A 24,975-nucleotide genomic window follows, 5' to 3' on the forward strand; every position below is an offset into this window, starting at 1 on the left:
CCTGCCTGCGCCATGGGAATCGCGTCCGGCTTCAAAATGACAGGCACAATACGCCACCGACGCTCCGCGCCCCGCCCGCTGTTCACCATGCGAACTCGGCAGGAGCCTCGCACGCCCCGCTTCGCGCGCCGCCGCCCCGTTTCCGATGCCTTCATGAACCCCGATACGCCAAGCCGTTCCGTGCAGGCGAGCGCCGCCAATTCGCCGCGCTTCCTGCTGCTCCTGATCTGTCTGTTCGCGTCCGCCGGACAACTCGCGATCGACATCTACGTGCCGGCGCTGCCGGCCATGGCGCGTGACTTCTCGACCTCGCCGCAGGCGATCCAGTCCAGCGTGTCCGGCTACATGGCGGCCTACGCGCTGGGCCAGCTGATCTTCGGACCGGTGGCCGACGCCTACGGCCGCAAGCGCGTGCTCGGCTTCGGGCTCGTGATCTACACGGCCGGCTGCCTGCTGTCGCTGGCCGCGCCGAACCTCGAGACCTTCCTGCTCGCGCGCTGCCTGCAGGGCTTCGGCATCGCCACCACGAACCTGCTGGCCAAGGCGATCATCACCGATTCGTTCTCGGGCCAGGCGCTGGTCCACGCCTTCACCTACATGGCGATCGCCTGGGGCGTCGCGCCGATCATCGCGCCGGTGATCGGCGCGCATCTGCAGACCTGGTTCGGCTGGCGGGCCTGCCTCGTGTTCCTGCTGATCTATTCGCTGACGATGTGGGCGATCCTGTGGCGCTTTCGCGAGACGCTCAGGCAGCCGGTGCGGCTCGCGCCGCGCACGCTCGCGGGCAACGCGGGCAAGGTGCTGGCGAGCCCGGTGTTCCAGAGCTGCTTCCTCGCGCAGGGCGTGTGCTACAGCATCCTGCTGGTGTTCAACATCGTCGGCCCGTTCATGGTGCAGACCACGCTGCACGAGCCGCCCACCTTCTTCGGCTATCTCGCGCTCGCGATCGGTGCGATGTACTTCTTCGGCGGGCTGTCGAACCGGATTCACAGCGCGGCGCTGCCGAGTTCCGAGGCCCGGCTGCGGATCGGCGCCTACCTGATGGCCGGATCGGCGCTCGCGATGCTGGCGCTCGCGCTGACGGTCGGCCTGCGTGTCTGGACGCTCGCGCTGCCGGTGATGGTGATGGGCTTCTGCGCGGGCGCGATGTACCCGACGCTGATGGCCAAGGGCAATTCGCTGTTCCCGCATATCGCCGGCCTGACGAGCGCGATCCTGGGCTGCGCGCTGCTGCTCGTCTCGGCGGCGATGATGGGGCTCGCCGGCTTCGTATCGGTCCACGAGCTGACGCCGCTCGCGGTGTTCTTCGTGATCCTGGCCGGCATCGTGGTGGTGACCGTCACCCGGCTGCTGCGCCATCTGTCCCACGCCGCGCCGCCGCCGGTGGCCTGCAAGGCCGGCAACGCCGCCTGAGCGGGGCCGCCGCGTACCCTCCTCGCCGGTCGCGCTGGCGCGCTGGCCGGCCGCTTTCCTCGCCTCCATGCGCGGTCCCGCCGTGCCATCCCCGCCGCGCCATGCCCCGCCCTGGCAGCGGCGATTGATCCATCGCAAGCAGGCAACGGCATCGTCGGCGCACAGTGACGGCGCCGCCCGGCAACGCGCAACCGTGGCGGCGAGGCACTGCGGCCGCGCCTCGCCCGGCGGCCGTGGGTTGCCAGGCAAAGCGCAGATCGAGGAGTACGCGATGAAAGCACTCGTTTATCACGGACCAGGCAGCAAGTCGCTTGACGATTGCCCGAAGCCTGAGTTGATCAAGCCCACCGATGCGCTGGTGCGCATCACCCGCACCACGATCTGCGGCACCGATCTGCATATCCTCAAGGGCGACGTGCCGAGCTGCGAGCCCGGCCGCATCCTCGGCCACGAAGGCGTGGGCGTGATCGACGCGGTGGGCACGGCGGTGGAAACGCTCAAGCCCGGCGACCACGTACTGATATCGTGCATCACGCGCTGCGGGCGCTGCGACTATTGCCGGCGGGGCATGTATTCGCATTGCAGCACCGGCGGCTGGATTCTCGGCAACCGGATCGACGGCACCCAGGCCGAGTTCACGCGGATCCCGCACGCCGAGACGAGCCTGATGCCGATCCCGCCGGGCGTGGACGAGGACGCGCTCGTGATGCTGTCCGACATCCTGCCCACCGGCTATGAATGCGGCGTGCTCAACGGCAAGGTGCAGCCTGGCAGCACGGTCGCGATCGTCGGCGCCGGCCCGATCGGGCTGGCCGCGCTGCTGACGGCGCAGTTCTACGCGCCGGCGCGGATCCTGGTGATCGATCCCGACCGCAAGCGGCTCGAGGCGGCGCGCCACTTCGGCGCCACCGACTGCATCGCCGACGACGCCGCGCGCACCGTGATGGCGCTGACCGATGGCCTCGGGGTGGACTGCGCGATCGAGGCGGTGGGCATCCCCGCCACCTTCGAGCTGTGCACCTCCATCGTCGCGCCGGGCGGCGTGGTGGCCAACGTCGGCGTGCACGGCGTCAAGGTGGACCTGCACCTGGAGCAGCTCTGGGATCGCAACATCTCGATCACGACGCGGCTCGTCGATACCAGCAGCGCGCCGATGCTGCTCAAGAGCGTGCTCGCCGGCAAGCTCGATCCGGCGCGGCTGATCACGCATCGCTTCCCGCTCGGCGAGATCGAACGCGCCTACGACGCGTTCGCCCGAGCGCGCGAGACGCAGGCGCTGAAGATCATCATCGAGGCTTAGTAGCCAACGAAGGCGCGGGCGGCACGCGCGCTTTTGCTTTACCATTCACCACACATGAACGGCATCGCCGCGCACGCTCGCGGTGAAAGCCGTCGCCCGGCATCGAGCTCGCTCGTGCGGGCAGCGCCACCGTTCGGGCCAACGGCGGCACGCATCCGGCAACAATGAATGATCGCGTTTCGATTCGGAACCGGGCTCCTCCACGCTGCCCGGATCGCGCCCGGATCGCGGCGGGTGGAGCTGCCCGGTCAAGGACTCCATCCGCATGCAGGGCATCGAACTTTATTTCGGCAGCAGAAACCCGCTGAACCGGGGTGAGCAAGCGGTGCTGCGCCGCCTCATCGATTGGCTCGTGACGCACCGGCAACGCGCCGTGATTCTCTGCGATCTCGTGCTCGGCAGCGATCAGATCGATATCTTCGTCGGGACCGATACGACCACCCTGCAACTGGAGGTCAAGGAGCACCATTGGCCGGTTTCCGGCAAACAGAACGGCGACTGGACCATGCATCGGGACCAGGGCGACCAGACGCTAGGCAACGGTTTCCGGCAGGCGATCGACAACAATCAGGCGCTGCGCAACGCGATGTCGCGCCTCGTCGGTATCGAGGCGAGCTATCCGAACGGCGCGGTGGTGTTCGAGCCGTGCAGGCATCCCGACACCGAGATCGAGATTCCCGCCTACGAGAAGCGCGTCCGAATCGTCGACGCGCAAGCGCTCGATCTGCTGCTCTCGACACCGGGCCGCAAGCCCTGGCCGCTGACCTGGCTGAGCCGGCTCGCGCAGGCCGAGAATCTGATCCCGCAACCCGATCTACGCGCCGCCAGCGCACCGCCCATGGCAGCGGCAGCCGCGCCTCTCGCGCCGCCCCCGGCGGCGGCGCTGCCCGCCGTCGCGCCCCGCGCCATCGACGAGCCCGTCCCGCGCGGCCCCGCGAGCCGGCCGTTCGCGCCTGACCGGCCGTTCGTCCCCGGCGACGTGATCGAGGTCGCGCCGACGCGGCCGCTCGCGCGGCATGCGCCGATCGCGGCGCTGGCCGTGGTGGTCGCGGCGTTCTACTTCGTGCATCCGGTGAGCCTTCCGGCATCGGCCGCGCTCACCGCCTCCGCCCCTGCGTCGGCCTCGGCCGCGCGTCGCGGCCGCCATCCGGCGCCGAGGCATGCCGTCGCGCACCGCCACCCGCGCCACGCCGCGCCGGCCGCCGGCGCGCCCGCACCGAGCGTCGCCACGCCAACACCGGCGCCGGCCGAGGCGGCGCCCGGCGCGGCCCTCGCCCCCGCCGCCGCGATCGTCTGCCCGGACGGCGTCGACCGGCTCGGCTGCAACGGCCGCGCCGGCGTGCTGCCGGCGCCGCAGTGCCCGCCCGGCTTCCAAGCCTCGGGCGACACCTGCGCGCGCGCGGCGACGCCTTGATCACGCCTTCGCCAGCCCGGCTCCCCGCCATGCGCGCCGCCGGGTCCGATGCCATGGCCGCCGCCTGAGCGGCCACGGCGTCTCGGCCCGCCGGACGCATCGAGCCCCGGTTTCCCATATGGAAGTAAAAACTCCTTGTACTTTTATCCGCCATATAGAGGGGGCTGCGCGCCGGCCCCTCGGCGTAAAATCGTCGCGACAGCCGAACCACGGCACGACGCGCTGCGCGGCGCCATCCGCGCGGCGTTCGGCCCGCGCCATCCGCCGGCCATCCCGGCATGCCGTTTCCCTTTCGCTTCGGTCGCCAACGATCGCGCCGGCCGGCCGGGCAGGCACACCGGCTCCGGCTCGCCGGAAGCCATCGGACCCACCCAGCGAGGACGCTTCACCATGCAGACGAAACCCGTACTGACGATCGCCGAAACGACCCGCATCCTCGACGCCGCGCGCGCCGCCGCCGAGCAGCAGGCCTGGACCGTCTCGGTGGCCGTCGTCGACGACGGCGGCCACCTGCTCGGCATGCTGCGGCTGGACGGCGCCGCGCCGATCAGCGCGGAAATCTCGATCGGCAAGGCCCGCACCGCCGCGCTCGGCCGCCGCGAATCGAAAGCCTACGAGGACATGATCAACGGCGGGCGCACCGCGTTCGTGGGCGCGCCGCTCGTCACGCCGCTCGAAGGCGGCGTGCCGGTGCTCGCCGACGGCCAGGTGGTGGGCGCCGTCGGCGTATCGGGCATGAAGCCGGCCGAGGACACGCTGATCGCCCGTGCCGGCATCGCCGCGCTCGACCAGACCGCGCGCTGACGCCCCGCACGGCGCCGGCCGGCGCCGCGCTTCGGCAGCGCATCGGCAGGCGTTTACGCCTGCCCCGAGGCATCCGCTTTCACTTCGCCACTTTCGCAACTCTAGGGCCGACTTCCCCCAAGGCCGGCCCCCACCCTAAGATGGAGCAGTCGATGAATTCCATGATCCAGCGTCACGGGCTCAAGATAGCCGAGAGCCTCGCGCGCTTCGTCGATACCGAGGCTCTGCCCGGCACCGGTGTCGACGGCGACGCATTCTGGTCCGGTTTCTCCGCGATCGTCCATGACCTCGCGCCGAAGAACCGCCAGCTCGTCGCCGAGCGCGAGCGCCTGCAGCACGAACTGAATCGCTGGCACCGCGACCATCCCGGCCCGGTGCGCGACCTGCGCGCCTACCGCCAGTTCCTCGAGAGCATCGGCTACATCGTGCCGGCGCCGTCGAACGTGAAGGCCAGCACCGCCAACGTGGATCGCGAGATCGCCGAGCAGGCCGGCCCGCAGCTGGTGGTGCCGCTGTCGAACCCGCGCTACGCGCTGAACGCCGCCAACGCGCGCTGGGGCAGCCTCTACGACGCGCTGTACGGCACCGATGCGATCCCCGACACGAACGGCGCCGAGCGCGGCGCGACGTACAACCCGAAGCGCGGCGCGCGCGTGGTGGCGTTCGCGCGGCGCGTGCTCGACGAGGCCGTGCCGCTCGCGCAAGGCTCGCATGCCGACGCCACGCGCTACGCGGTCGAGGGCGGCAAGCTGGTGGTCACGCTCGCGAACGGTAGCACGCAGCTGAAGGACCCGGCGCAATTCATCGGCCATCAGGGCGACGCGGCCGCGCCGTCGGCGGTGCTGCTCAAGCACCACGGCCTGCACCTGGAAATCCAGATCGACGCGAACGACGCGATCGGCAAGACCGACCCGGCGCACGTGAAGGACCTGGTGCTCGAGGCGGCGGTCTCCACCATCATCGACTGCGAGGACTCGGTGGCGGCGGTGGACGCGGCCGACAAGGTCGACCTCTACCGCAACTGGCTCGGCCTGATGAACGGCGACCTCTCGGAGTCGGTCACGAAGGGCGGCAAGACCTTCACGCGCAAGCTCAATGCCGACCGCGAATATGTCGGCGCCGACGGCGCGAGCGTCAGGCTGCATGGCCGCTCGCTGCTGTTCATCCGCAACGTCGGCCACCTGATGACGAATCCGGCGGTGGTCGATCGCGACGGCAACGAGATTCCCGAAGGCATTCTCGACGGCGTGATGACCACGCTCTGCGCGCTGCGCGACCGCCAGAACCGGCTGAACTCGCGCACCGGCTCGATCTACATCGTCAAGCCGAAGATGCACGGCCCGGCCGAGGTGGCGTTCGCGAGCGAGCTGTTCGCGCGCGTCGAGGATCTGCTGGCGCTGCCGCGCAACACCATCAAGATGGGCATCATGGACGAGGAGCGCCGCACCAGCGTCAACCTCGCCGCCTGCATCGCCGAGGCCGCGCCGCGCGTGGCGTTCATCAACACCGGCTTTCTCGACCGCACCGGCGACGAGATGCATAGCGCGATGGAAGCCGGCCCGATGATGCGCAAGGGCGACATGAAGTCGAGCCGCTGGATCGCCGCCTACGAGCGCAGCAACGTGCTGGTGGGCCTGGCCGCCGGGCTGCGCGGCCGCGCGCAGATCGGCAAGGGCATGTGGGCGATGCCGGACCTGATGCACGCCATGCTCGAACAGAAGATCGCGCACCCGAAGGCCGGCGCGAACACGGCCTGGGTGCCCTCGCCGACCGCCGCGACGCTGCACGCGCTGCACTATCACCAGGTCGACGTGCAGGCCGTGCAGCAGGCGCTCGAGGCCACCGACCCGGCCGCCGCGCGCGACGAGCTGCTCGACGGGCTGCTGTCGGTGCCGGTGGTGGAGAAGGCGAACTGGAGCGACGCCGAGATCCGCGCCGAGCTGGAGAACAACGCGCAGGGCATACTCGGCTACGTGGTGCGCTGGGTCGACCAGGGCGTGGGCTGCTCGAAGGTGCCCGACATCCACGACGTCGGGCTGATGGAGGATCGCGCCACGCTGCGCATCTCGAGCCAGCATATCGCGAACTGGCTGCATCACGGCGTGGTCACGCGCGAGCTCGTCGACGAGACGCTCAGGCGGATGGCGAAGGTGGTGGACCAGCAGAACGCCGGCGATCCGCACTATCAGCCGATGGCGCCCGACTTCGACAAGTCGCTCGCGTTCCAGGCCGCCAGCGCGTTGATCTACGAAGGCCGCGCCCAGCCGAGCGGCTACACCGAGCCGCTGCTGCACCGCTTCCGCCTGCAGAAGAAGGGCTGACCGCGCACGCCGCCGCCGCGCGGCGTCTCGCCGGGCGCGGGCCCGCCGGCCCGCCCGCCGGGTGCGATGCGTTGCCCGCGCACGGCCTGCCACCCCGGTCCGGCCTGCAGACGCGGCCGGGTCTGCCGTCGCGCATCGGCGGCGCCGCAACCGGCGCGGTGCCCGCGCCTGCACGTATCGAGGGACGCGCCGCGGCGCCGGCGCGCGCGGCACCCGCCCCGCTCAGCCTTCCGAACCCGCTCAGCCTTGCGACGCCGCACGGCCGGCCCGGCGCGCGCGCCTTCGCTCGGCCGCGAGCCGCACGCGGTCCATGTACAGATACACCACGGGCGTGGTGTAGAGCGTGAGGATCTGCGAGGCGATCAGGCCGCCCACCAGCGTGATGCCGAGCGGCGCGCGCAGCTCGGCGCCGTCGCCGTTGCCGAACACCAGCGGCAGCACGCCGAACAGCGCGGCCAGGGTGGTCATCAGGATCGGCCGGAAGCGCAGCCGGCAGGCCTCGTGGATCGCGTCGAACGACGCCAGCCCGCGCCGCGCCGCCACGATCGCGTAGTCCACCATCATGATCGCGTTTTTCTTGACGATGCCGATCAGCAGGAAGATGCCGATCAGACCGATGATGTCGAATTCGGTGTGGAACAGCAGCAGCGCGAGCAGCGCGCCCACCCCCGCCGAGGGCAGCGTCGAGAGGATCGTGACCGGATGGACGTAGCTCTCGTAGAGCACGCCGAGCACGATGTAGAGCGCCACCAGCGCGGCGATGATCAGCAGCAGCTGGTCGCGCAGCGCCTTCTCGAACTCCTCGGCCGTGCCCGCGAACGCGCCGCTGATCGAGCCCGGCATGCCGATCTCGGCCATCGTCTCGTAGATCACGCGCCGCGCGTCGGACAGCGCCACGCCGGGTGGCAGGTTGAACGAGATGGTGACGGCCACGAACGGCCCCTGATGGCTGATCGCGATCGGCGTGGTGCCCGGCCCGAAGCTGGCGATCGCCGAGAGCGGCACCATGGTCGATTTCGAGGTCGAGACGGCGGTGCCCGATGAGGCGCCGGCCCGGCCTTTGCTGGCGATCGCGTTGAGCGCCGCGTTGCGCGCCGAGTCGCTGGCGATGGCCGCCGCGCTCGGCGCGCCCGTGCCCGAGGTGCCGAGCCGGCCGCTGCCCGCCACGAAGGTGCCGGCCGCCGCGTTAGTGCTCTGCGAGCCGCTCGCGAGCCCGCCGCTGGTGCTGATGTACACCTGCTTGAGCATCTGCGGGTCCTGCCAGTATTTCGGCGCCACCTCCATCACCACGTGATACTGGTTCAGCGGGTTGTAGATGGTCGACACCTGGCGCTGGCCGAACGCGTCGTAGAGCGTGTTGTCGATCTGGGCGGGCTGGATGCCGAGGCGCGCGGCGGACGCGCGGTCGATCGTGACCCTCGCCTCCAGGCCGCCCTGCTGCTGGTCGGAGTTCACGTCGGCGAGCTGGTGCTTGCGCTTCAATGCCGCCACCAGCTTCGGCCCCCACTCGTAGAGCTCGGCCGTCGAGTCGCCGAACAGCGAGAACTGGTATTGCGCGTTGCTCTGCCGCGCCCCGCCTCCGCCGCCCAGGTCCTGCGCGGCCTGCAGGAAGATCTGCGCGCCCGCCACGCGATCCAGTTGCGGACGCAACGTGGCGATCACCTGGTCGGCCGACTGCCTGCGGTCGCGCTTGTCCTTCAGCGTCACGAACATGAAGCCGGCGTTGGTGGTGCGCCCGCCGCGGAACCCGGCGATGCTGACCACGTTCGGATCGGACTGGATGATGTGCATCATGTCGGCGAACTTGGCCTGCATCGCCTGGAACGAGGTGGACTGGTCGACCTGGATGCCGCCGATCAGCACGCTCGTGTCCTGCTGCGGAAAAAAGCCCTTCGGCACCTTGGCATAGAGCACCAGGTTCAGCACGATGGTGGCCGCCAGCGACAGCAGGATCAGGCGCGGATGGCGCAGTGCCCACAGCAGCGAGACGTCGTAGCCGCGCTGCAGCCGCGCGAAGCCGCGTTCGAGCCAGCGCGCGAGGCGGCCCTCCTCGCGGCGCGTGCCGGCCTCGGGCAGCAGGCGCGCGCACATCATCGGCGTAAGCGTGAGCGAGACCACCAGCGACACGCCGATCGCGAGCGACAGCGTCAGCGCGAACTCGCGGAACAGCCGCCCGATGAGGCCCGTCATCAGCAGGATCGGCAGGAACACGGCGATCAGCGAGAGGCTGATCGACAGCACCGTGAAGCCGACCTCGCGCGCGCCGTCCAGCGCGGCCTGCATGCGCGGCTTGCCGTGCTCGATATGGCGCGCGATGTTTTCCAGCACCACGATCGCGTCGTCCACCACGAAGCCGGTGGCCACGATCAGCGCCATCAGCGAGAGGTTGTCGATCGAGAAGCCGAGCAGGTACATCGCGCCGAACGTGCCGATGATCGAGATCGGCACCGCCACGCTCGGAATCAGCGTGGCGCGCCAGTTGCGCAGGAACAGGAACACCACCATCACCACCAGCCCCACCGCGATCAGCAGGGTGTGCTCGGTGTCGCGCAACGAGGCGCGGATCGTGCGCGAGCGGTCGAGCACCGGCGCCACGTCCACGTCGGCCGGCATCGCGGCCTTCAGGCGCGGCAGCGCCGCCTGCACGCGGTCGACCACGTCGATGACGTTGGCGCCGGGCGCGCGGTAGAGGATCACCAGCACGGCGCGCTTGCCGTTGGCGCGGCCGAGATTGCGCACGTCCTCGACCGAGTCGATCACGCTGCCGAGGTCGGCCAGGCGCACGGCCGCGCCGTTGCGGTAGGCCACCACCAGGTCGCGGTACTGCGCGGCGCTCGAGGCCTGATCATTGGTGTAGAGCTGAAAGCGTTGCGGGCCGAACTCGATGGCGCCCTTCGGGCTGTTGGCGTTGGCCGAGGCCAGCGCGGCGCGCACGTCCTCCAGGCCGATGCCGTAATGGAACAGCGCGGGCGGCTCGAGCTCGACGCGCACCGCCGGGTTCGCCGAGCCGAACACGTCCACCTCGCCGATGCCCTGGATCTGCGACAGCGACTGCTGCAGCACCGTGGAAGCGGCATCGTAGACGCGCGACGGCGCGGCCGTGTCGGAGGTGACCGACAGCACCATGATCGGCGAATCGGCGAGATTGACCTTCTGGTAGGTGGGATTGCTCTTGAGGCTGGCCGGCAGGTCCGCGCGCGCTGCGTTGATGGCGGCCTGCACGTCGCGCGCGGCGCCGTTCAGATCGCGGTCGAGCACGAACTGCAGGCTGATCAGCGCGTTGCCGAGCGAGCTTGTCGAGGTCATCTGCGAAACCCCCGCGATCGAGCCGAGATGCCGCTCGAGCGGGCTCGTCACGCTGGTGGCCATGGTCTCGGGGCTCGCGCCGGGCAGCGACGCGAACACCGAGATGGTCGGGAAATCGACCTGCGGCAGCGGCGAGACCGGTAGCTTCGCGAACGCGAACAGGCCCGCCAGCGCGATGCCGAGCGCGAGCAGGGTGGTCGCGACCGGACGATGGATGAACAGGCGAGACAGATTCATGCAGGGATGGCGTCTCCGGCTGCGGGGTTGGACATGCGCCCGGGCGGCCACGATCACGGCGACGAACGACCGCCGCCGGACGCCGGAACGGCATGCGGCGCCTCAACGGGCGAGCGGATTCTTGCGGATGCGTCGCCCGGACACTGCGCCGGTTCCTTCATCTCGCTTCGGTTGCCGGCCGGACAATCGAAGCCACGATGATACTGGGAATCGCCGGCGGAGCCGGTCGGGGCATCGCGGGCCCGCGGCGAGGCGCGACACGCGGCCGGCGGCGCCGTGCGGGCGACGGGCCGCTCATGCTGGATGAAAACGCGCGCCGCTCGAGCTGATCCGGGCGCCACGCAGGCTCGCCTGGCCCGGGCGCCGCTCGCGCGCCTCAGGCCCGCGCCCCCGCCGCCGGCGCCAGAACGGCCGCTTCGCCCAGCGCGTCTCCCAGCGATAGCAGGCGGCCAGATTGCGTTCACGGGCCTGCCGGTCGCCTCGGCCCGACCCGCCGGTCCCGGCAGCGCCTCCACCATGTCGAGAGCACATCGAGACTCGTTCGCGCATGCGCTTCGACGCGCCGTGCCTGGCGGCATCGCGCAATGCGGCGCGCGCACGCGCAGCGAACCGCAGGGTCGTCTGCCACCCACCCCGTGCCCATCCGGCACGCCCCCCGCCGATCGAGCGCCCATCCGCGCCATGCAAGCCGCAGCGAGCACGCGGGGCGCCCGCGCGCTGGGTGCGAAGCAACCCAGCGCGGCTTTCCCGCCGCAACGAAACCTCCAGCCAAATCAGCAGCTTGCCGACGGCGTCGCCGCATGGCACGGCCATTGCATTACCCCAGTCGCGAAACGGTTCGCCCTCGCCCGGCCTAGATGCACGGGGAAGCCGGGCCGCCGCGAACAATCGAATCGATCGCCGCGCCAGGCGCCACGCGAAGCCGTGCATGGCGCCGGGCCGGGGTCGTGCAATCACGGCGCGCTGAGCATGCTCATCGCCGGACCAATCGAACGTTTCACAAGAGTCAACAACGAACGCGAGGTGAGATCATGAGTGAAAGCGTGCAGAAGAAGCTCCTGCGTATTCGCCCTCCCCGGGTGAGGATCACGTACGACGTGGAGACGGGTGGCGCCATCGAGAAGACGGAGCTGCCGTTCATCGTCGGCATCCTGGCCGACCTGAAGGGCGAGCGCGAAGATGCGGAACACTATCCGTCGCTGAAGGAGCGGTCGATGATCGAGATCGATCGCGACAACTTCGACGACGTGATGAAGAAGATCCAGCCGCGCGCCACCTTCACGCAGCTGAAGCAGGACGACGCGGCGCTGAAGGCTCTGCTCGTGCAGGACGGCGACAACGCGCTGATCTTCCCGAACATGGAAGCGTTCGAACCGCTGAAGGTGATCAAGGCGCTGCCGTCGCTGAACGACATCTACGTCAACCGCGGCAAGATCCGCGACCTGCAGGCGCGCGCGGAAACGAGCGACCCCGTCAGCAAGGTGCTCGATGCGATGATCCAAGGCGCGGTGCTCGGCCAGGCCGCCGTGGCGGCCCAGCCCGCGGTGCCCGATCAGCCCGAGGTGCCAGCCGTGCCGGCCGTGCCGGCCGACGGCGACAAGCCGGCCGTCGAGGCGGTGCCGGGCAAGCCCGCCGTCAAGGGCACGCCGGCGGTGGCGGCCAAGGATGCCGTGCCGGCCCTGCAGGACTCGGCCGTCGAGACCGCGCTCGCGGCGCTCGCCGATCTGCGCAAGAAGGACGTCGCGGTGCCCGACGATCTGAACGTCACGAAGTTCGCGGAGCAGTTCAAGCTCTTCTACGTCGCCAGCAACGACGACGTGGCGAAGATCACCGAGGCGCGCAAGCGCGGCGCGATTGCCGTGATCGACGCGCTGATCGCCGAGATCGACAAGCAGCTCAGCGACGCGGTGTCGAGCATCATGCACTGCGACAGCTTCAAGACGATGGAGGCGACCTGGCGCGGCCTCAACTACCTGGTGATGAACACCGAGACCAGCACGACGCTGAAGCTGCGCGTGTTCGACGCCCAGAAGGAAGAGCTGCGCAGCGACATGGTGAAGGCGGTCGAGTTCGACCAGAGCGCCCTCTTCAAGATGATCTACGAGGCCGAGTACGGCACCTACGGCGGCAAGCCGTACAGCCTGCTGGTGGGCGACTACGCGATCGCCAAGACCCCGCAGGACATCGAGTTCGTCACCAAGATGGCCGAGGTGGCCGCCGCCGCCCACGCGCCGTTCCTCGCGCAGGCATCGACCGATCTGTTCAGCCTCGCGAACTTCGGCGAGCTCGACAAGCCGCGCGATCTGAAGAAGATCTTCGAGGGCGAGGAGTACGAGGCATGGCGCGAATTCCGCGACCTCGAGGACGCGCGCTACGTCACGCTCGCGCTGCCGCGCGCGCTGCTGCGCCTGCCCTACGGCATGCCCACCAAGCGCAGCACCACGCCGTGCGACGGCATCAACTTCGACGAGCGCATCGGCGCCTCGGGCAAGGACGACACGCTCTACGGCAAGGACGCCAGCGAGCCGCTCAGCTACGCGAAGCCGGCCCCGGACCATCTGCTGTGGGGCAACCCGGCCTACCTGCTCGCGCAGCGCATCACCAACGCGTTCGCGCACTACAGCTGGACGGCGGCGATCCGCGGCGAGGAAGGCGGCGGCCTGGTGGAGAACCTGCCGCTCTATACCTACACCTCCGACAACGGCAGCACCGAGCTGCTCTGCCCGACCGAGATCTCGATCACCGATCGCCGCGAGAAGGAGCTCAACGACCTCGGCTTCATCTCGCTCTGCCATTGCAAGGGCACCGGCAAGGCGGCGTTCTTCGGCGGCCAGACCACCAACCAGCCGAAGAAGTACTTCTCGGACGCGGCCAACGCCAACGCCCGGATCTCCGCGCTGCTGCCGTACATGCTCGCCGCGTCGCGCTTCGCGCATTACATCAAGGTCATCATGCGTCAGAAGATCGGCTCGTTCCAGACCCGCGGCAACGTCGAGGACTACCTCAACTCGTGGATCTCGAACTACGTGCTGCTCGACGACAACGCCTCGCAGGACGCCAAGGCCGCCTACCCGCTGCGTGAAGCGAAGGTGCAGGTGAGCGAGGTGCCGGGCGAGCCGGGCTCGTACCGCGCCGTGGTGTTCCTCAAGCCGCACTTCCAGCTCGAGGAGCTGACGACTTCGATCCGGCTCGTGGCCAACCTGCCGAAATAACTTCCGTATCTTTCATTTTCCTAGGAGTGGTCATGGATCTGATTCTCTTCCAGCCGGGCGATCAAAGCATCATGAACAGCGACGGCAGCGAGATCGACAACTCGGGCTGGACGGCCGACGGCCCGTCGGGCCTGTGCATCGAAATCGTGTCGCTGCACCAGGGCATGAAGCAGCAGGTCACCACCGACGTCAGCAACAACGCGCGGACCTCGGGCCGGCCCATCATCACCGAGTTCACGCTGGTCAAGTACGTGGACCAGACCTCGGTGAAGCTCTACGAGTACTGCCTCGGCGCCAAGCTGCTGGGCAGCGGCGCGGGCGCGCCGAGCACCATCTACATCGCCCGCGAGTCGGGCGGCAAGACGATGAACATCATCAAGATCCAGCTGAAGGACGCCCTGATCAGCGAGATCCAGCTGCAGACGCACCCGAACGACATGCCCACCGAGCAGTTCAAGCTCAACTTCACCGAAGTCATCTGGACCTACACGCAGCAGCTCAACAACATGACTGCCAAGGGGGTCAAGACGGCCGGCTGGAGTCTCGCCAAGAACATGCCGATCGGCGGCAGCTTCTCGGGGCTCGTCTGACGCGCACGGCTCGTCTTCGTCGCGCACGCAAAATCGTGGTCGCATCACCGGCAAGGAGGTCACATGCAGTTCCTGTTTGAGCGCCTGGCGGAACCTCCCTCGTTCGACGGCACGCAGACGTTCGATCTGCGCGCCGCCGTCGCCGCGCAGATCCAGCGGCTGGTCAGCGCGCGCATCACGCGCTCGGGCGGCGAACGCGATCTGCTCGACTTCGGTTTGCCGAGCGTGGTGGAGTTCGAGCTGAACAGCAAGCCGCAGCTCGAGCTGTATGCGCAGCGGCTCGCCCGCCTCATCGCCCGCTACGAACCGCGCCTGAAGTCCGCCAAGGTGCGCATCGAGGCGCACGACGAGGCGCTTTGCCCGTATCGCATCGCGATCTACGGCACGCTCGACCCCAGCAACGGCGTGGACGTGTTCCACTTCGAGCTGCCTTCCCACTGAGGCCCGCATGCAAGCCGCCACCGTCACGCTCAGCGACTGCTTCCGCGAGGAACTCGCCTCGCTGCGCACCGAGTCGGTCCAGTTCAGCGAGAAGCATCGCGAGCTGGCCCGCACGCTCGGCCTCAACGCGCGCGAGGCGAGCGACCCGCAGGTCGAGCTGCTGCTGCAGTCGTTCGCCTTTCTCGCGGCACGCCTGCGGCACCAGGTGGAACTGGACAAGGCGCGCCTGCCCAATACCCTGCTGTCGTTCCTCTATCCGCACCTGGAGGCGCCGATCCCGTCGATGCTGATCGCGCGCATCGACGTGAAGCCCGACGGCACCGACTATGCCAAGGAACAACTGCTGCAGCGCGGCCGCACCGTGAATGCGCTGACCGCCAACCAGCTCGGCCAGAACGTCGAGTGCCGGTTCCAGACCTGCTACGACACCCCGCTGCTGCCGCTGCGCATCGACGCCGTGGTGCTCGAATCGGCGAGCGAATACGCGTTCGCGGGCGCCGGCTCGTCGTCGCGCTCGGTGCTGCGGGTCCGTCTCTCGGCGGCCGGCGTCGGCACCCTGCAGTCGAAGGGGCGCGGGCCGCGCCGGCTGCGCTTCTACATCGACGACGCGCAGCCCGACGCGGTGGCGCTCTACGAGATGATCGCGCTGCACCTGGAGAGCATCCACGTGCTGCCGGCCGCGCCGCTCACGCCCGGCGCGCAGCCCCTGCGGCAGCTGCCGGCCGAGGCGCTGCGCTGGCTCGGCATGGAACCCGACGAGGCGGTGCTCAGCGCCAACCCGCACACGCACCCCGGCTATCGCCTGCTGCAGGAGTATTTCGCGTTTCCGGAGAAGTTCGGCTTCTTCGAGATCGGCCGGCTCGACGAGCTCGACTTCAGCGGCGTGAGCGAGTATTTCGACCTGCTGCTGATGCTCGACATGCCGTTCGACCCCAAGCATCATTTCTCGGCCCACTCGCTGGTGCTGAACTGCGTGCCGCTCGTCAACCTCTTCACGCAGCGCATCGAGCCGATCGCGCTCGATCACAGCGAGTACGAATACCGCGTGACGGGCGACTTCACGAATCACCGCTACTGCGAGATCCATTCGATCCGCGAGCTCGAATCGATCTCGAGCGAGGGCAAGCCGCGTCCGATCGCGCCTTACTTCGCGATGGACAACTTCGCCAGCCTGGAAGGCCAGGACTATTTCTATCTGTGCCGGCGCCTGCCGGCCACCGCCGCCAACGTCGCGGGCAGCGAGATGTTCGTCTCGTTCCTCGACCAGCAGTTCAACCTCGGCCAGCTCACCGACGAGGTGGTGGGCGGCACCGCGCTCTGCACCAACCGGCGGCTGCCGGAGCGCCTGATGTCGGGCAGCGCGCTGCACCTGGAAGGCGGCGGCCCGGTGAACCGGATCGTCGCGATGACCAAGCCGACCCAGCACCACACGCCGCCGCAGATCGGCAGCCGCCCGTGGTCGCTGGTCTCGCAGCTCGCGCTCAACCACCTCTCGCTCGACGGCGGCGCGCTCGCGCTCGCCGCGCTGAAGGACATCCTGCGGCTGCACGTCGGCCCGCATCGCGAGAGCGGCTGGAAGCAGATCGACGCGATCACCGAGCTGCGCAGCCGCAGCATCATGCGCCACGTCGGGCGCGACGGCTGGCGCGGCTTCGTGCGCGGCTCGGAGCTGACGGTGGTGATGGAGCCGATCGACATCGGCGCGGGCAGCGTGGTGCGGTTCTGCTCGGTGCTGCGCGAATTCCTGCGCGGCTACGCGAGCGTCAATCATCTGGTCGAAGTCGCGCTCGAAACGCGTAACCTGAAGGGGAGCCCCAAGCAATGGCAAGCATCGGCCGGCACCGCTATCGCACTGTAAGGGAGTCCATGCTCAGGCAATACGAGGACTTCAACGTGTTCCAGTTGATGCGCCTCATGCTGTCCGATACCGACAAGCGCCTGCCGATCGGGCGGCGCCTGCGGTTTCGCGCCGACCTGTCGGCCGCGTTCCCCGCCAGCGAGTTCACGCGCGTGGCGGCGCCGCCGCCCGTGCCGTCCGTGCCGCCCCCGGCCTCCGGGGCGCACCTCGACCCGCCGCCCGGCACTGCCGCCGCGGGCGGCGCCCCCTTGCCCGCCGCCGAGGCCGTGCCCGCCGCGCCGCGCGCCTTCGAGATCACCACCGCGAACCTGTGCGTGGCCAGCGTGAGCGGGCCGATGCCCGAGCCGTTCACCGAGTGGGCGCGCGAACTCGCGGCGCTGCGCGCGACCGCGATGGCCGACTTCTTCGACATCTTCAACCAGCGCGCCAACGTGCTGCGCTACGAGCTGAAGCAGCGCCTCACGCCGGGCCTCGACGACACGCCGCCGGAGCGCACCGAGGCGGCCGGCTGCCTGGCGGCGCTGGTCGGCCTGGGCAGCCCGCAGCTGAGCAGCCGGGTGCCGCTGCCGCAGCGCGCCTGGCTCGGCATCGCGGGCCTGCTGGCGAACCGGCGCCGGCAGGGCGCGACGCTGGTGGAGGTGCTGCGCGTGGCGCTCGGCGCGCGCGTCGAGCTGACCGAGAACGTCGGCGCGTGGCACGACCTCGACGAGCGCGACCGCTGCGCGCTCGGCCGCCGCAATCACCGGCTCGGCCAGACCAGCGTGGTGGGGCGCCGCGTGTGGGACCAGCAGGCGCGCGTGCGCCTCGAGATCGGCGTGCTCGACTACGCGGCGCTGTGCCGCCTGCTGCCGCCCGCGCCGAACCCGGCGCCGGCCGCCGTGCCCGGCCTGGCCGCGCCGGCCGCGCCCGGTTACGCGATGCTCAGCGGCCTCGTGAAGCTGCTGGTCGATCGCCTCGCCGACGTCGAGATCGTGCTGCAGGTGGACGACGCGAGCATCCCCGACGCCGGCACGCCGCTGCCCCAGCCCGCGCGCGGCACCGACGGCAGCTCGATGCGGCTCGGCCAGAGCGCCTGGCTCGCCGGCGCGCCCGCGCATCGCCACGCCACGCGGCCGGTGCGCTTTCTCATCACCACCCGCGATTCCGGGAGCCTCGCATGAGCGACCTGGCGAGCGCCGACGCGCGCAGCTTCTCCGTCAACCGGCTCGCGCCGCCCGAGCCGGCCGTCTACCTGCACTGCGCGGTGTTCATCGACCGCCACACCGTGCTCGGCGCCGAGACCTTCCGCCTGCAGAGCTTCCAGGGGCAGGAGAGCGTGTCGGAGCCGTTCGAATACCAGCTGGAGCTGGTGGCCAACTCCGACGGCGAGCGCGCGCTGCCGGTGCGCTTCGACGAGCTGATCGGCCGCGCCATCACGGTCGGCATCGGCAAGCAGATCGATCCCGACTGGAGCACCAGCCTGTTCCGCGCCGCGCTCGAGGGCGGCGTCGCGCCGGACGACACGCGGCTGTCGCTGTTCAACGGCATCGTGACGAGCTTCGCGGTGAAGAACCGCGGCACCTACGCCATCACGATGAAGCCGGCGCTGCACCGGCTCGGCCTGACCAACAACTACCGCGTGTTCCATGGCCGCACCGTCTGGGAAATGATCGAGCTGCTGCTCGACGCGCACCACGTCGCCTACGCGCCGTTCCAGCACAGCCAGCGCAACCTCGCCGTGATCCGCCGCCAGGACTGGATGCAGGCCGGCGAGACCGACCTCGAATTCCTCAAGCGGCTGATGAGCAAGGCGCTGCTGCACTTCTACTTCGTGCATTCGGGCAACGGCCACGCGCTGGTGTTCTCCAACACCGCCCAGTATCCCGAGGCGGTGCCGGGCGGCCGGCCGCTGCGCTACACCTACAGCGACGCGCGGGCGCTCGGCATGGAGCAGGAGGACGTCGTCGGCGAATTCAGCATGAAGAAGTCGATGGGCAGCACCGGCGTGCACGGCGTGCTCACGCAGCAGGACGGCGCGTGGCTCGCCAACCCGGTGGTCGAGTTCAACTCGTTCTACGCCGACGACAACCAGGACGCCAACCCGCTGCCGTTCAACCTCTACAAGAGCTACCAGTACGGCGGCAGCAAGGAGGAGGCGCAGAGCCTGTCGAGCATCACCCGCAGCACGCTCGACGGCAGCCGCCACGAGCTGTCGGGCGCCAGCAACTGCGCGCGCTTGCGCGTCGGCCACCGCTTCAGGCTGACCAGCGGCGCGGGACCCACCAACCCGGTCGAGCCGTTCCTCGAGGACGGCGCGTTCGTGCTGACCGCGGTCCAGCACCAGGCCAGCGCCGACGGCAGCTATCGCAACCAGTTCCAGGCCGGCGACGCGGCCTACCTCATCACGCCCTACTCGATCCAGGCGACCCAGCAGGGCAGCGTGCTGGCCGAGGTGGTGCCGGACCCGGCCGCGCAGGCGCAGACCGCCATCGATTTCGGCGCGCGGCAATCGTTCAGCACCGGCGGCAGCAGCTTCAGCGACGCGCTGAACGACACCGCGTACCCGCAGACCGGCGTGTACGTGCGCTTCTCGACCGCCCCGCGCGACGCGGCCCCGGTGTGGGTCAAGCTCTCCGGCGCGATGCAGACGGCGCCCACGGTGGGCTCGATCGTCGTGGTGGGACGCGCCCAGGACGAATCGGAGCTGCCGGAGATCCAGAACATCATCCAGACCAACGGCAGCCAGCTGGTGGTGCCGGGCAGCTGGCTCTCCAGCACGCGCATCGGCAACAACTACTCGACCAGCTACGGCGACAATCAGAGCATCAGCTACGGCGCCCACTCGCCCGTCGATCTCAAGCAGGCGACGCGGATCGTCACCGACGCCTATCGGAGCGGCCGCTTCGACAACACCAGCTTCTCGGAGGGCGCCGGCTACAGCTTCAGCACCTCGAGCCAGCGCGCGCCGGCCGCGAGCGCCGACAGCGGCGAGCTGTACGGCGCCGACCCGGTGGCGCCCGACATCGTGAGCGCCTCGGAATCGTTCGGCTCGACCTACGGCCGCCAGATCGGCAGCGTCAGCTACAACCATTCGCACTTCGACAAGTCGATCAGCGACGCCTGGGTGCAGACCGAGCAATCGACGCGCTACACGGGCGACAGCACCAGCGTCAGCGTCGGCCTGAGCAGCACCTCGATGGCCTCGATGGGAACCGCGTCGTCGGTCTCGGTCACCGGCACCTCGATCAGCAGCAACCTGGTCGGCGCCTCGATCTCCGCCAACTTCACCGGCTCGTCGATCAGCACCAGCATGACCGGCAGCGTGATCGACAGCTCGATCGTCGGCGACACGGTTCGCAGCTCGGTCTCCGGCAACCTGATGGAAGACAGCGTGTCCGGCAACACGGTCCGCAACACCGTCTCCGGCAACCTGGTCGAAACCAGCGAGTCCGGCAACGTCACGCGCAACTCGCTGTCGGGCGACCTGATCGAGAACACCGAGTCCGGCGACATCACGCGCGACACCATCGCCGGCGTCGTGACGGAAAACGGCGTGGTGGTGTCGCGCAACGGCGTGAAGACCGAGGGCGCCGTCGAGGAAATGGACGTGAAGGGCTCGCACAACCTCTGCGTGACGGCGGGCAGCACCACCCGCGTCGAGACCTCCGGCGCGACCTCGCAGATCACCACCACCGCCGAGATCACGCTGGTGGAAACCGCCGGCCCCGGCGCGCGCGTGTCGAACAACGACGAAACCCCGCACATCGACAACATCGTCACGCGGATCTACATGATCGAAGCCATGATCATCTTCATGTGAGCCGCGATGAAAATCATCAAACCCCAATCGCTCGGCCTGCTGCAGAAGCCCTACACCCACCTCGGCCGGCATCGGCTGTCGGTGGCCGTGATCGGCTTCTTCCCGCTCGGCCGGACCAGCGAGCGCTTCCTCGCCGAGAACCAGCAATGGCCGCACGTGCTGGCGAGCCTGCCGGCCGGCCAGCCGCTCGACGAGGCGATGCCGCGCCAGGGCGCCGAGGTGCTGCTGCTCGGCTCGGCCTACGCGCCGCAGCGCAAGGCCGCCACCAGCGTGGACGTGCAGCTGCGGCTCGACGACCGCGCCGGCCAGCCGCTCGTCAGCAAGTGCCTGTGCGTGTGCGGCGAGCGCGAATGGCGCGCGCCGGCGCTGGGCGGGCGCCGCGTCGGCCAGCCCAAGCCGTTCCTCGCGATGCCGCTCAGCTATGCGCGCGCGTTCGGCGGCGCGCGCCACGCGGCCAACCCGGCCGGCTGCGGCAGCCGTGCGTCGTGGTTCGGCAAGGGCCGCGGCGCGATGCCGAACGTCGCCTACCCGCCCAACGCGGCGGATCCCGCCTGGCGCGCCAGCGTGCCGGCCGGCTTCGGGCCGATCCCGATCGGCAACCGCGCGCGGCTGCGCAAGTTCGGCAGCTACGGCAGCCAGTGGCTCAAGCACGACGCGCCCGGCTTCGCGCGCGACCTCGACTGGAGCGTGTTCAACATGGCGCCGCCCGACCAGTGGACGAAGGCGCCGTTCCAGGGCGGCGAGCGCTACACGCTGCGGCATCTGCATCCGCAGCACGCCGAGCTGTCCGGCACCCTGCCCGGGCTGGCCGCGCGCGGCTTCGTGCTGCGCGCCGGCGAGGCGCCCGAGCAGGCCCGCGAGGTGCCGCTCGCGATGGATGCCGTCTGGTTCGTGCCCGACTACGACCTCGGCGTCGCGGTCTATCACGGCACGCTCGAGATCGGCGACGGCGACGGGCTCGACGTCGACACGCTGATGGTCGGCTACGAACACCGCGACCGCCCGAAGCCCCTGGCGCACTACCACGACGTGCTGCGGCTGCGCCTCGACCCCGAGGCGGCCCGCCTGCACGCGTTCAACGACAGCCAGCTCGCGCCGCAGCGTTCCGAGGCCGAGCAGGCGCGCCGCGCCCGCGAGCAGCAAGCGGCCGAGCAGGCCGTGCTGGCGCGCGACCAGCGCCGCCTCGACCTGCTCGACCAGCAATACTGGGCGCGCCGCGGCAAGGCCCGGCCGGCCGGCCATCAGGTCGCGCAAGCCCGGCTGCCGGCGCTCGGCCTGATGACCTCGCAGACGGCGGCCGAGGGCGACTTCGATCTGTCGGAGATCGTGCTGAAGGCCAAGGCGCTGGCGGCCGACGCCGAGCAGCGCGGCCTGGCGGCGCTCGCCAAGCTGCCGGCCCGGCCGGCGGCGGCGGTGGACGCGGCCAAGCTGCTGGCCGACGCGCTCGAACGCGCGGCGCGGCCGGCCTACGACCTGCTCGCGCCGGAGCAGGCCGGGCGCGATCCGCAGGTCGCCAGCATGCTGGCCAAGCTCGCCGCGCCGGCCGCCGACGCCGGCCCGAAGCAGCACGAGCGCCACCAGCACGCGCGCGACGCGGTCCTGAAGATTCCGGCGCTGCGGCGCCAGGCGCGCCGCTCGGCGCCGAAGCCGACGCTCGCCGCGCTGCCCTATCCGGCCGACGTCGCGCGCCGCCTCGGCGAGCAGATCCGCCAATGGCACGCGGCGGGCGTGGTGCTGGCCGGGCGCGACCTGGCCGGCGCCGATCTGGCCGGCCTCGATTTCTCGGGCGCCGACCTGCGCGAGGCGATGCTCGACGGCGCCGACCTCAGCGGGGCGAAATTCGTCGGCGCCAAGCTGCAGGGCGCCGTGCTGGTGGGCGCGCGCCTGGACCACGCCGATTTTTCGGGCGCCGACCTCACGCGCGCCAACCTCTGCATGAGCAGCGGCCGCGCCATCTCGTTCGACGGCGCCGAGCTGGGCCACGCCCAGGCGATCGACGCGCAGTGGCCGCAGGCCAGCCTGCGCGGCGCCCGGCTGGGCCGCCTGCTCGGGCTGCGGCTCGCCTGCCCCGGCGCCGTGTTCGACGAGGCCGACGCGAGCAAGGCAACGCTGTTCGACCTCGCGGCCGAGGACAGCCGCTGGCATGCCGCGCGGCTCGAGAAGACGGTGTTCATGCGCGCGCGGCTGACGCGCGCCGGCTTCGCGGGCGCGCGGCTGACCAAGACCGTGTTCACCATGAGCGACCTGCAGGCGAGCCGCTGGGAAGGCGCGCGGCTCGACGGCGTGCAGGGCGGCACCCGGAGCATCTGGCGCGACGCCGTGATGAGCGGCGTGACGGCGCGCAACAGCGGCTTCGCCGGCGCCGACCTCTCGCACGCCGATCTGGAGGCGGCCAGCTTCCTGCGCTGCGACTTCGGCCAGGCCGAGCTGCGCGGCGCCCGGCTGGTGGCCGGCCTGTTCTCGCACTGCGGCTTCTATGCGAGCCGGCTGCGCATGGTCGAGGCAAGCGGCGCCGAGTTCTACCAATGCACCTGCCGCAAGACCGATTTCACCGGCGCGCGGCTGGTGGACGCCGTGTTCGCGCAGTGCGAGCAGACCGGCGCGATCCCGCCGCAAGGCGTCACCACCGGGAGCCCCGCATGAGCACGATCTGGGACGACATCGCGCTGGCGATCCAGCTCGACCAGCCGATCAGGCAGCGCGAGCTGGCCGGGCTCGACGCGCGCCGCCGCGAGCTGGGCGGCGCGGCGTTCAGCGAGGTGGACTTCTCGCACGCCTCGTTCGCCGACGCCTCGCTGGCGCGCGCGCGCTTCATCGAGTGCGACCTCAGCGACGCCGACTTCGGCAACGCCGATCTCGACCACGCGAGCTTCGTCAAGTGCAAGCTGCCGCGCGCGCGGCTCGCCGGCCGCAACATGAAGCACGCCTGCTGGGTGGATTGCGACCTCAGCGACAGCGACTGGAGCCACGTGCAGATGCAGACCAGCTCGATCGTCAACAGCGCGCTCGAGGGCGCGCGCTTCGCGGCCGGCACGCTCACGCGCTGCACGCTGATCCAGGACGGCTTCGAGGGCGCCAGCGTGGCCGGCGCGACGCTCGAGCGCTGCGTGGTGAGCCCGGCCGACTGGCGCGAGGTGGACCTGCGCGGGCTGAGCGCCACCGGGGTGGTGTTCTCGAAGGCGAACTTCAGCGGCCAGCTCATGAGCGGCCTGCGCCTGCGGCGCTGCTCGCTGCAGGCAGCGGAGCTCGCCCAGGTCGATCTGGCGGGCGCCGACCTGACCCAGTCGAACCTGTACCAGGCGCGCCTCACGCAGGCCAACCTCAGCAACGTCGAGGCCGGCCACGCGCTGTTCTATCAGGCGAGCCTCGACCACGTGAACCTGGCGGAGGCCAGGCTCGACGGCGCGATCTTCCAGCAGGCGAGCCTGGCCGACTGCCGGCTCGACGGCGCGCACCTGAAGGCCAGCATCTGGAACAAGAGCCACCACCAGCGCGTGTCGTTCCGCGGCGCCGAACTCGTCCACGCGCGCCTCGAACACGTCACGGGCGATCACGTCGACTTCGCCGACGCGACGCTCGATCACGCCCAAATGCATAACGCGACGCTGTGCGACGCGCGGTTTCGCGGAGCCAGCCTGCGCCAGGTCGGCCGGACCGATCCGGCGCGCCTCTCGGCCGAAGCCCGTACCCTTGCCCTGGAGAACGAATGATGGGTTCCACCCGGACCACCAGCAAACTTCCGCCCCAGCTACCGCTGCATCTGGTCGAGGCCAGGGTCATCGTGGCGCTGGAACAGCACGCCTATCTGCTCGACGACGGGCGCGTCGCCCATCAGGCGCTCAGCTGCCTGATCCGCCCCGAGGTGGGCGACCACGTGCTGGTCGCGACCTGCCGGAACGACGCGAGCTACATCCTGCACGTGCTGTACCGCGCCGAGACGCGCCAGGTGCAGCTGAGCGTGCCGGGCGCCGAGGAGCTGCGCGTCGAGCAGGCCCGCATCGGCCTGGTCGCGAACCAGACGATCGCGCTGCACGCGCTCGCCGACGTCGAGGTGACCGCCGCCACCGGCGTGCTGAGCCTTACCGCGCGCAACCTGTTCGCCACCGCGCAGGAAAGCCTGGTGCAGAACGTGGGCCAGTTCATCGGCCGCGCCGGCCACTACCTGCTGGAAGTGAGCCGGCTGCTGCGCCTGCACGGCCAGCAGGCGATCGTCACCGCCGAGCAGGACGTCAAGGTCGACGGCGAACGCATCAGCATGGGCTGAAGCCCGATCCCCCATC

General features: G+C 70.1%; 15 protein-coding genes. 14 read left to right on the plus strand and 1 reads right to left on the minus strand.

Features of this window, described 5'->3' with window-relative positions; genetic code table 11:
* The first annotated feature begins 153 nt into the window (after window positions 1-153).
* The 5 genes from KS03_RS10360 to KS03_RS10380 all read left to right on the plus strand — a co-directional run bounded on the left by KS03_RS10360 (window position 154) and on the right by KS03_RS10380 (window position 7,252).
* Window positions 154-1,413, plus strand: coding sequence for a multidrug effflux MFS transporter (locus KS03_RS10360; protein ID WP_012733566.1), 1,260 nt, complete (start codon window positions 154-156; stop codon window positions 1,411-1,413).
* Between the two features lie 271 nt (window positions 1,414-1,684).
* The gene (locus tag KS03_RS10365; RefSeq protein WP_012733565.1) at window positions 1,685-2,713 is read left to right on the plus strand and encodes a zinc-dependent alcohol dehydrogenase family protein; all 1,029 of its coding nucleotides are present in this window, start codon (window positions 1,685-1,687) and stop codon (window positions 2,711-2,713) included.
* A gap of 265 nt (window positions 2,714-2,978) precedes the next feature.
* Entirely contained in the window at window positions 2,979-4,127 is a 1,149-nt protein-coding gene (locus tag KS03_RS10370) for a nuclease-related domain-containing protein (protein ID WP_039201966.1), read from the plus strand.
* A 390-nt stretch (window positions 4,128-4,517) separates the two neighbouring features.
* A complete protein-coding gene (locus KS03_RS10375; protein WP_012733564.1) occupies window positions 4,518-4,931 on the plus strand; it encodes a GlcG/HbpS family heme-binding protein in 414 nt (137 codons plus the stop codon).
* A gap of 152 nt (window positions 4,932-5,083) precedes the next feature.
* Window positions 5,084-7,252 (plus strand): malate synthase G, encoded by a 2,169-nt coding sequence (locus tag KS03_RS10380; protein ID WP_012733563.1) that lies wholly within the window; start codon window positions 5,084-5,086, stop codon window positions 7,250-7,252.
* 240 nt (window positions 7,253-7,492) lie between these two features.
* On the opposite strand, the gene KS03_RS10385 is transcribed toward KS03_RS10380, so the two are convergent.
* Window positions 7,493-10,795 carry an efflux RND transporter permease subunit gene (locus KS03_RS10385; protein WP_045678764.1) on the minus strand — a complete coding sequence of 1,101 codons (3,303 nt, stop codon included), beginning with the start codon at window positions 10,793-10,795 and terminating at the stop codon, window positions 7,493-7,495.
* A gap of 1,031 nt (window positions 10,796-11,826) precedes the next feature.
* On the opposite strand from KS03_RS10385, the gene tssC reads away from it, so the two are divergent.
* From tssC to KS03_RS10430, 9 genes are all read left to right on the plus strand, one after another.
* Complete coding sequence (gene tssC, locus KS03_RS10390; RefSeq protein ID WP_012733561.1) at window positions 11,827-14,007, plus strand: type VI secretion system contractile sheath large subunit; 2,181 nt, start codon at window positions 11,827-11,829, stop codon at window positions 14,005-14,007.
* Window positions 14,008-14,039: 32 nt separating this feature from the next.
* Complete coding sequence (locus KS03_RS10395; protein WP_012733560.1) at window positions 14,040-14,597, plus strand: Hcp family type VI secretion system effector; 558 nt, start codon at window positions 14,040-14,042, stop codon at window positions 14,595-14,597.
* 63 nt (window positions 14,598-14,660) lie between these two features.
* Window positions 14,661-15,038, plus strand: coding sequence for a type VI secretion system baseplate subunit TssE (tssE, locus tag KS03_RS10400; protein ID WP_012733559.1), 378 nt, complete (start codon window positions 14,661-14,663; stop codon window positions 15,036-15,038).
* Window positions 15,039-15,045: 7 nt separating this feature from the next.
* Window positions 15,046-16,896, plus strand: coding sequence for a type VI secretion system baseplate subunit TssF (gene tssF / locus KS03_RS10405; RefSeq protein WP_012733558.1), 1,851 nt, complete (start codon window positions 15,046-15,048; stop codon window positions 16,894-16,896).
* An 8-nt stretch (window positions 16,897-16,904) separates the two neighbouring features.
* The gene (tssG, locus tag KS03_RS10410; protein WP_039201514.1) at window positions 16,905-18,056 is read left to right on the plus strand and encodes a type VI secretion system baseplate subunit TssG; all 1,152 of its coding nucleotides are present in this window, start codon (window positions 16,905-16,907) and stop codon (window positions 18,054-18,056) included.
* Window positions 18,053-20,695, plus strand: a complete 2,643-nt coding sequence (locus tag KS03_RS10415; RefSeq protein ID WP_012733556.1) for a contractile injection system protein, VgrG/Pvc8 family — start codon at window positions 18,053-18,055, stop codon at window positions 20,693-20,695. Before tssG ends, KS03_RS10415 begins: the two co-directional genes overlap by 4 nt.
* A gap of 6 nt (window positions 20,696-20,701) precedes the next feature.
* Window positions 20,702-23,338 (plus strand): DUF2169 family type VI secretion system accessory protein, encoded by a 2,637-nt coding sequence (locus KS03_RS10420; RefSeq protein WP_012733555.1) that lies wholly within the window; start codon window positions 20,702-20,704, stop codon window positions 23,336-23,338.
* Window positions 23,335-24,405 carry a pentapeptide repeat-containing protein gene (locus KS03_RS10425; protein WP_012733554.1) on the plus strand — a complete coding sequence of 357 codons (1,071 nt, stop codon included), beginning with the start codon at window positions 23,335-23,337 and terminating at the stop codon, window positions 24,403-24,405. The genes KS03_RS10420 and KS03_RS10425 overlap by 4 nt, the downstream gene beginning before the upstream one ends.
* On the plus strand, window positions 24,402-24,959 hold the full coding sequence (locus KS03_RS10430) for a DUF3540 domain-containing protein (RefSeq protein ID WP_017432325.1): 558 nt from the start codon (window positions 24,402-24,404) through the stop codon (window positions 24,957-24,959). The genes KS03_RS10425 and KS03_RS10430 overlap by 4 nt, the downstream gene beginning before the upstream one ends.
* The last annotated feature ends 16 nt before the right edge of the window (window positions 24,960-24,975 follow it).

The organism is Burkholderia glumae LMG 2196 = ATCC 33617, from assembly GCF_000960995.1.
In the GTDB taxonomy this organism is placed as follows: Bacteria; Pseudomonadota; Gammaproteobacteria; order Burkholderiales; family Burkholderiaceae; genus Burkholderia; species Burkholderia glumae.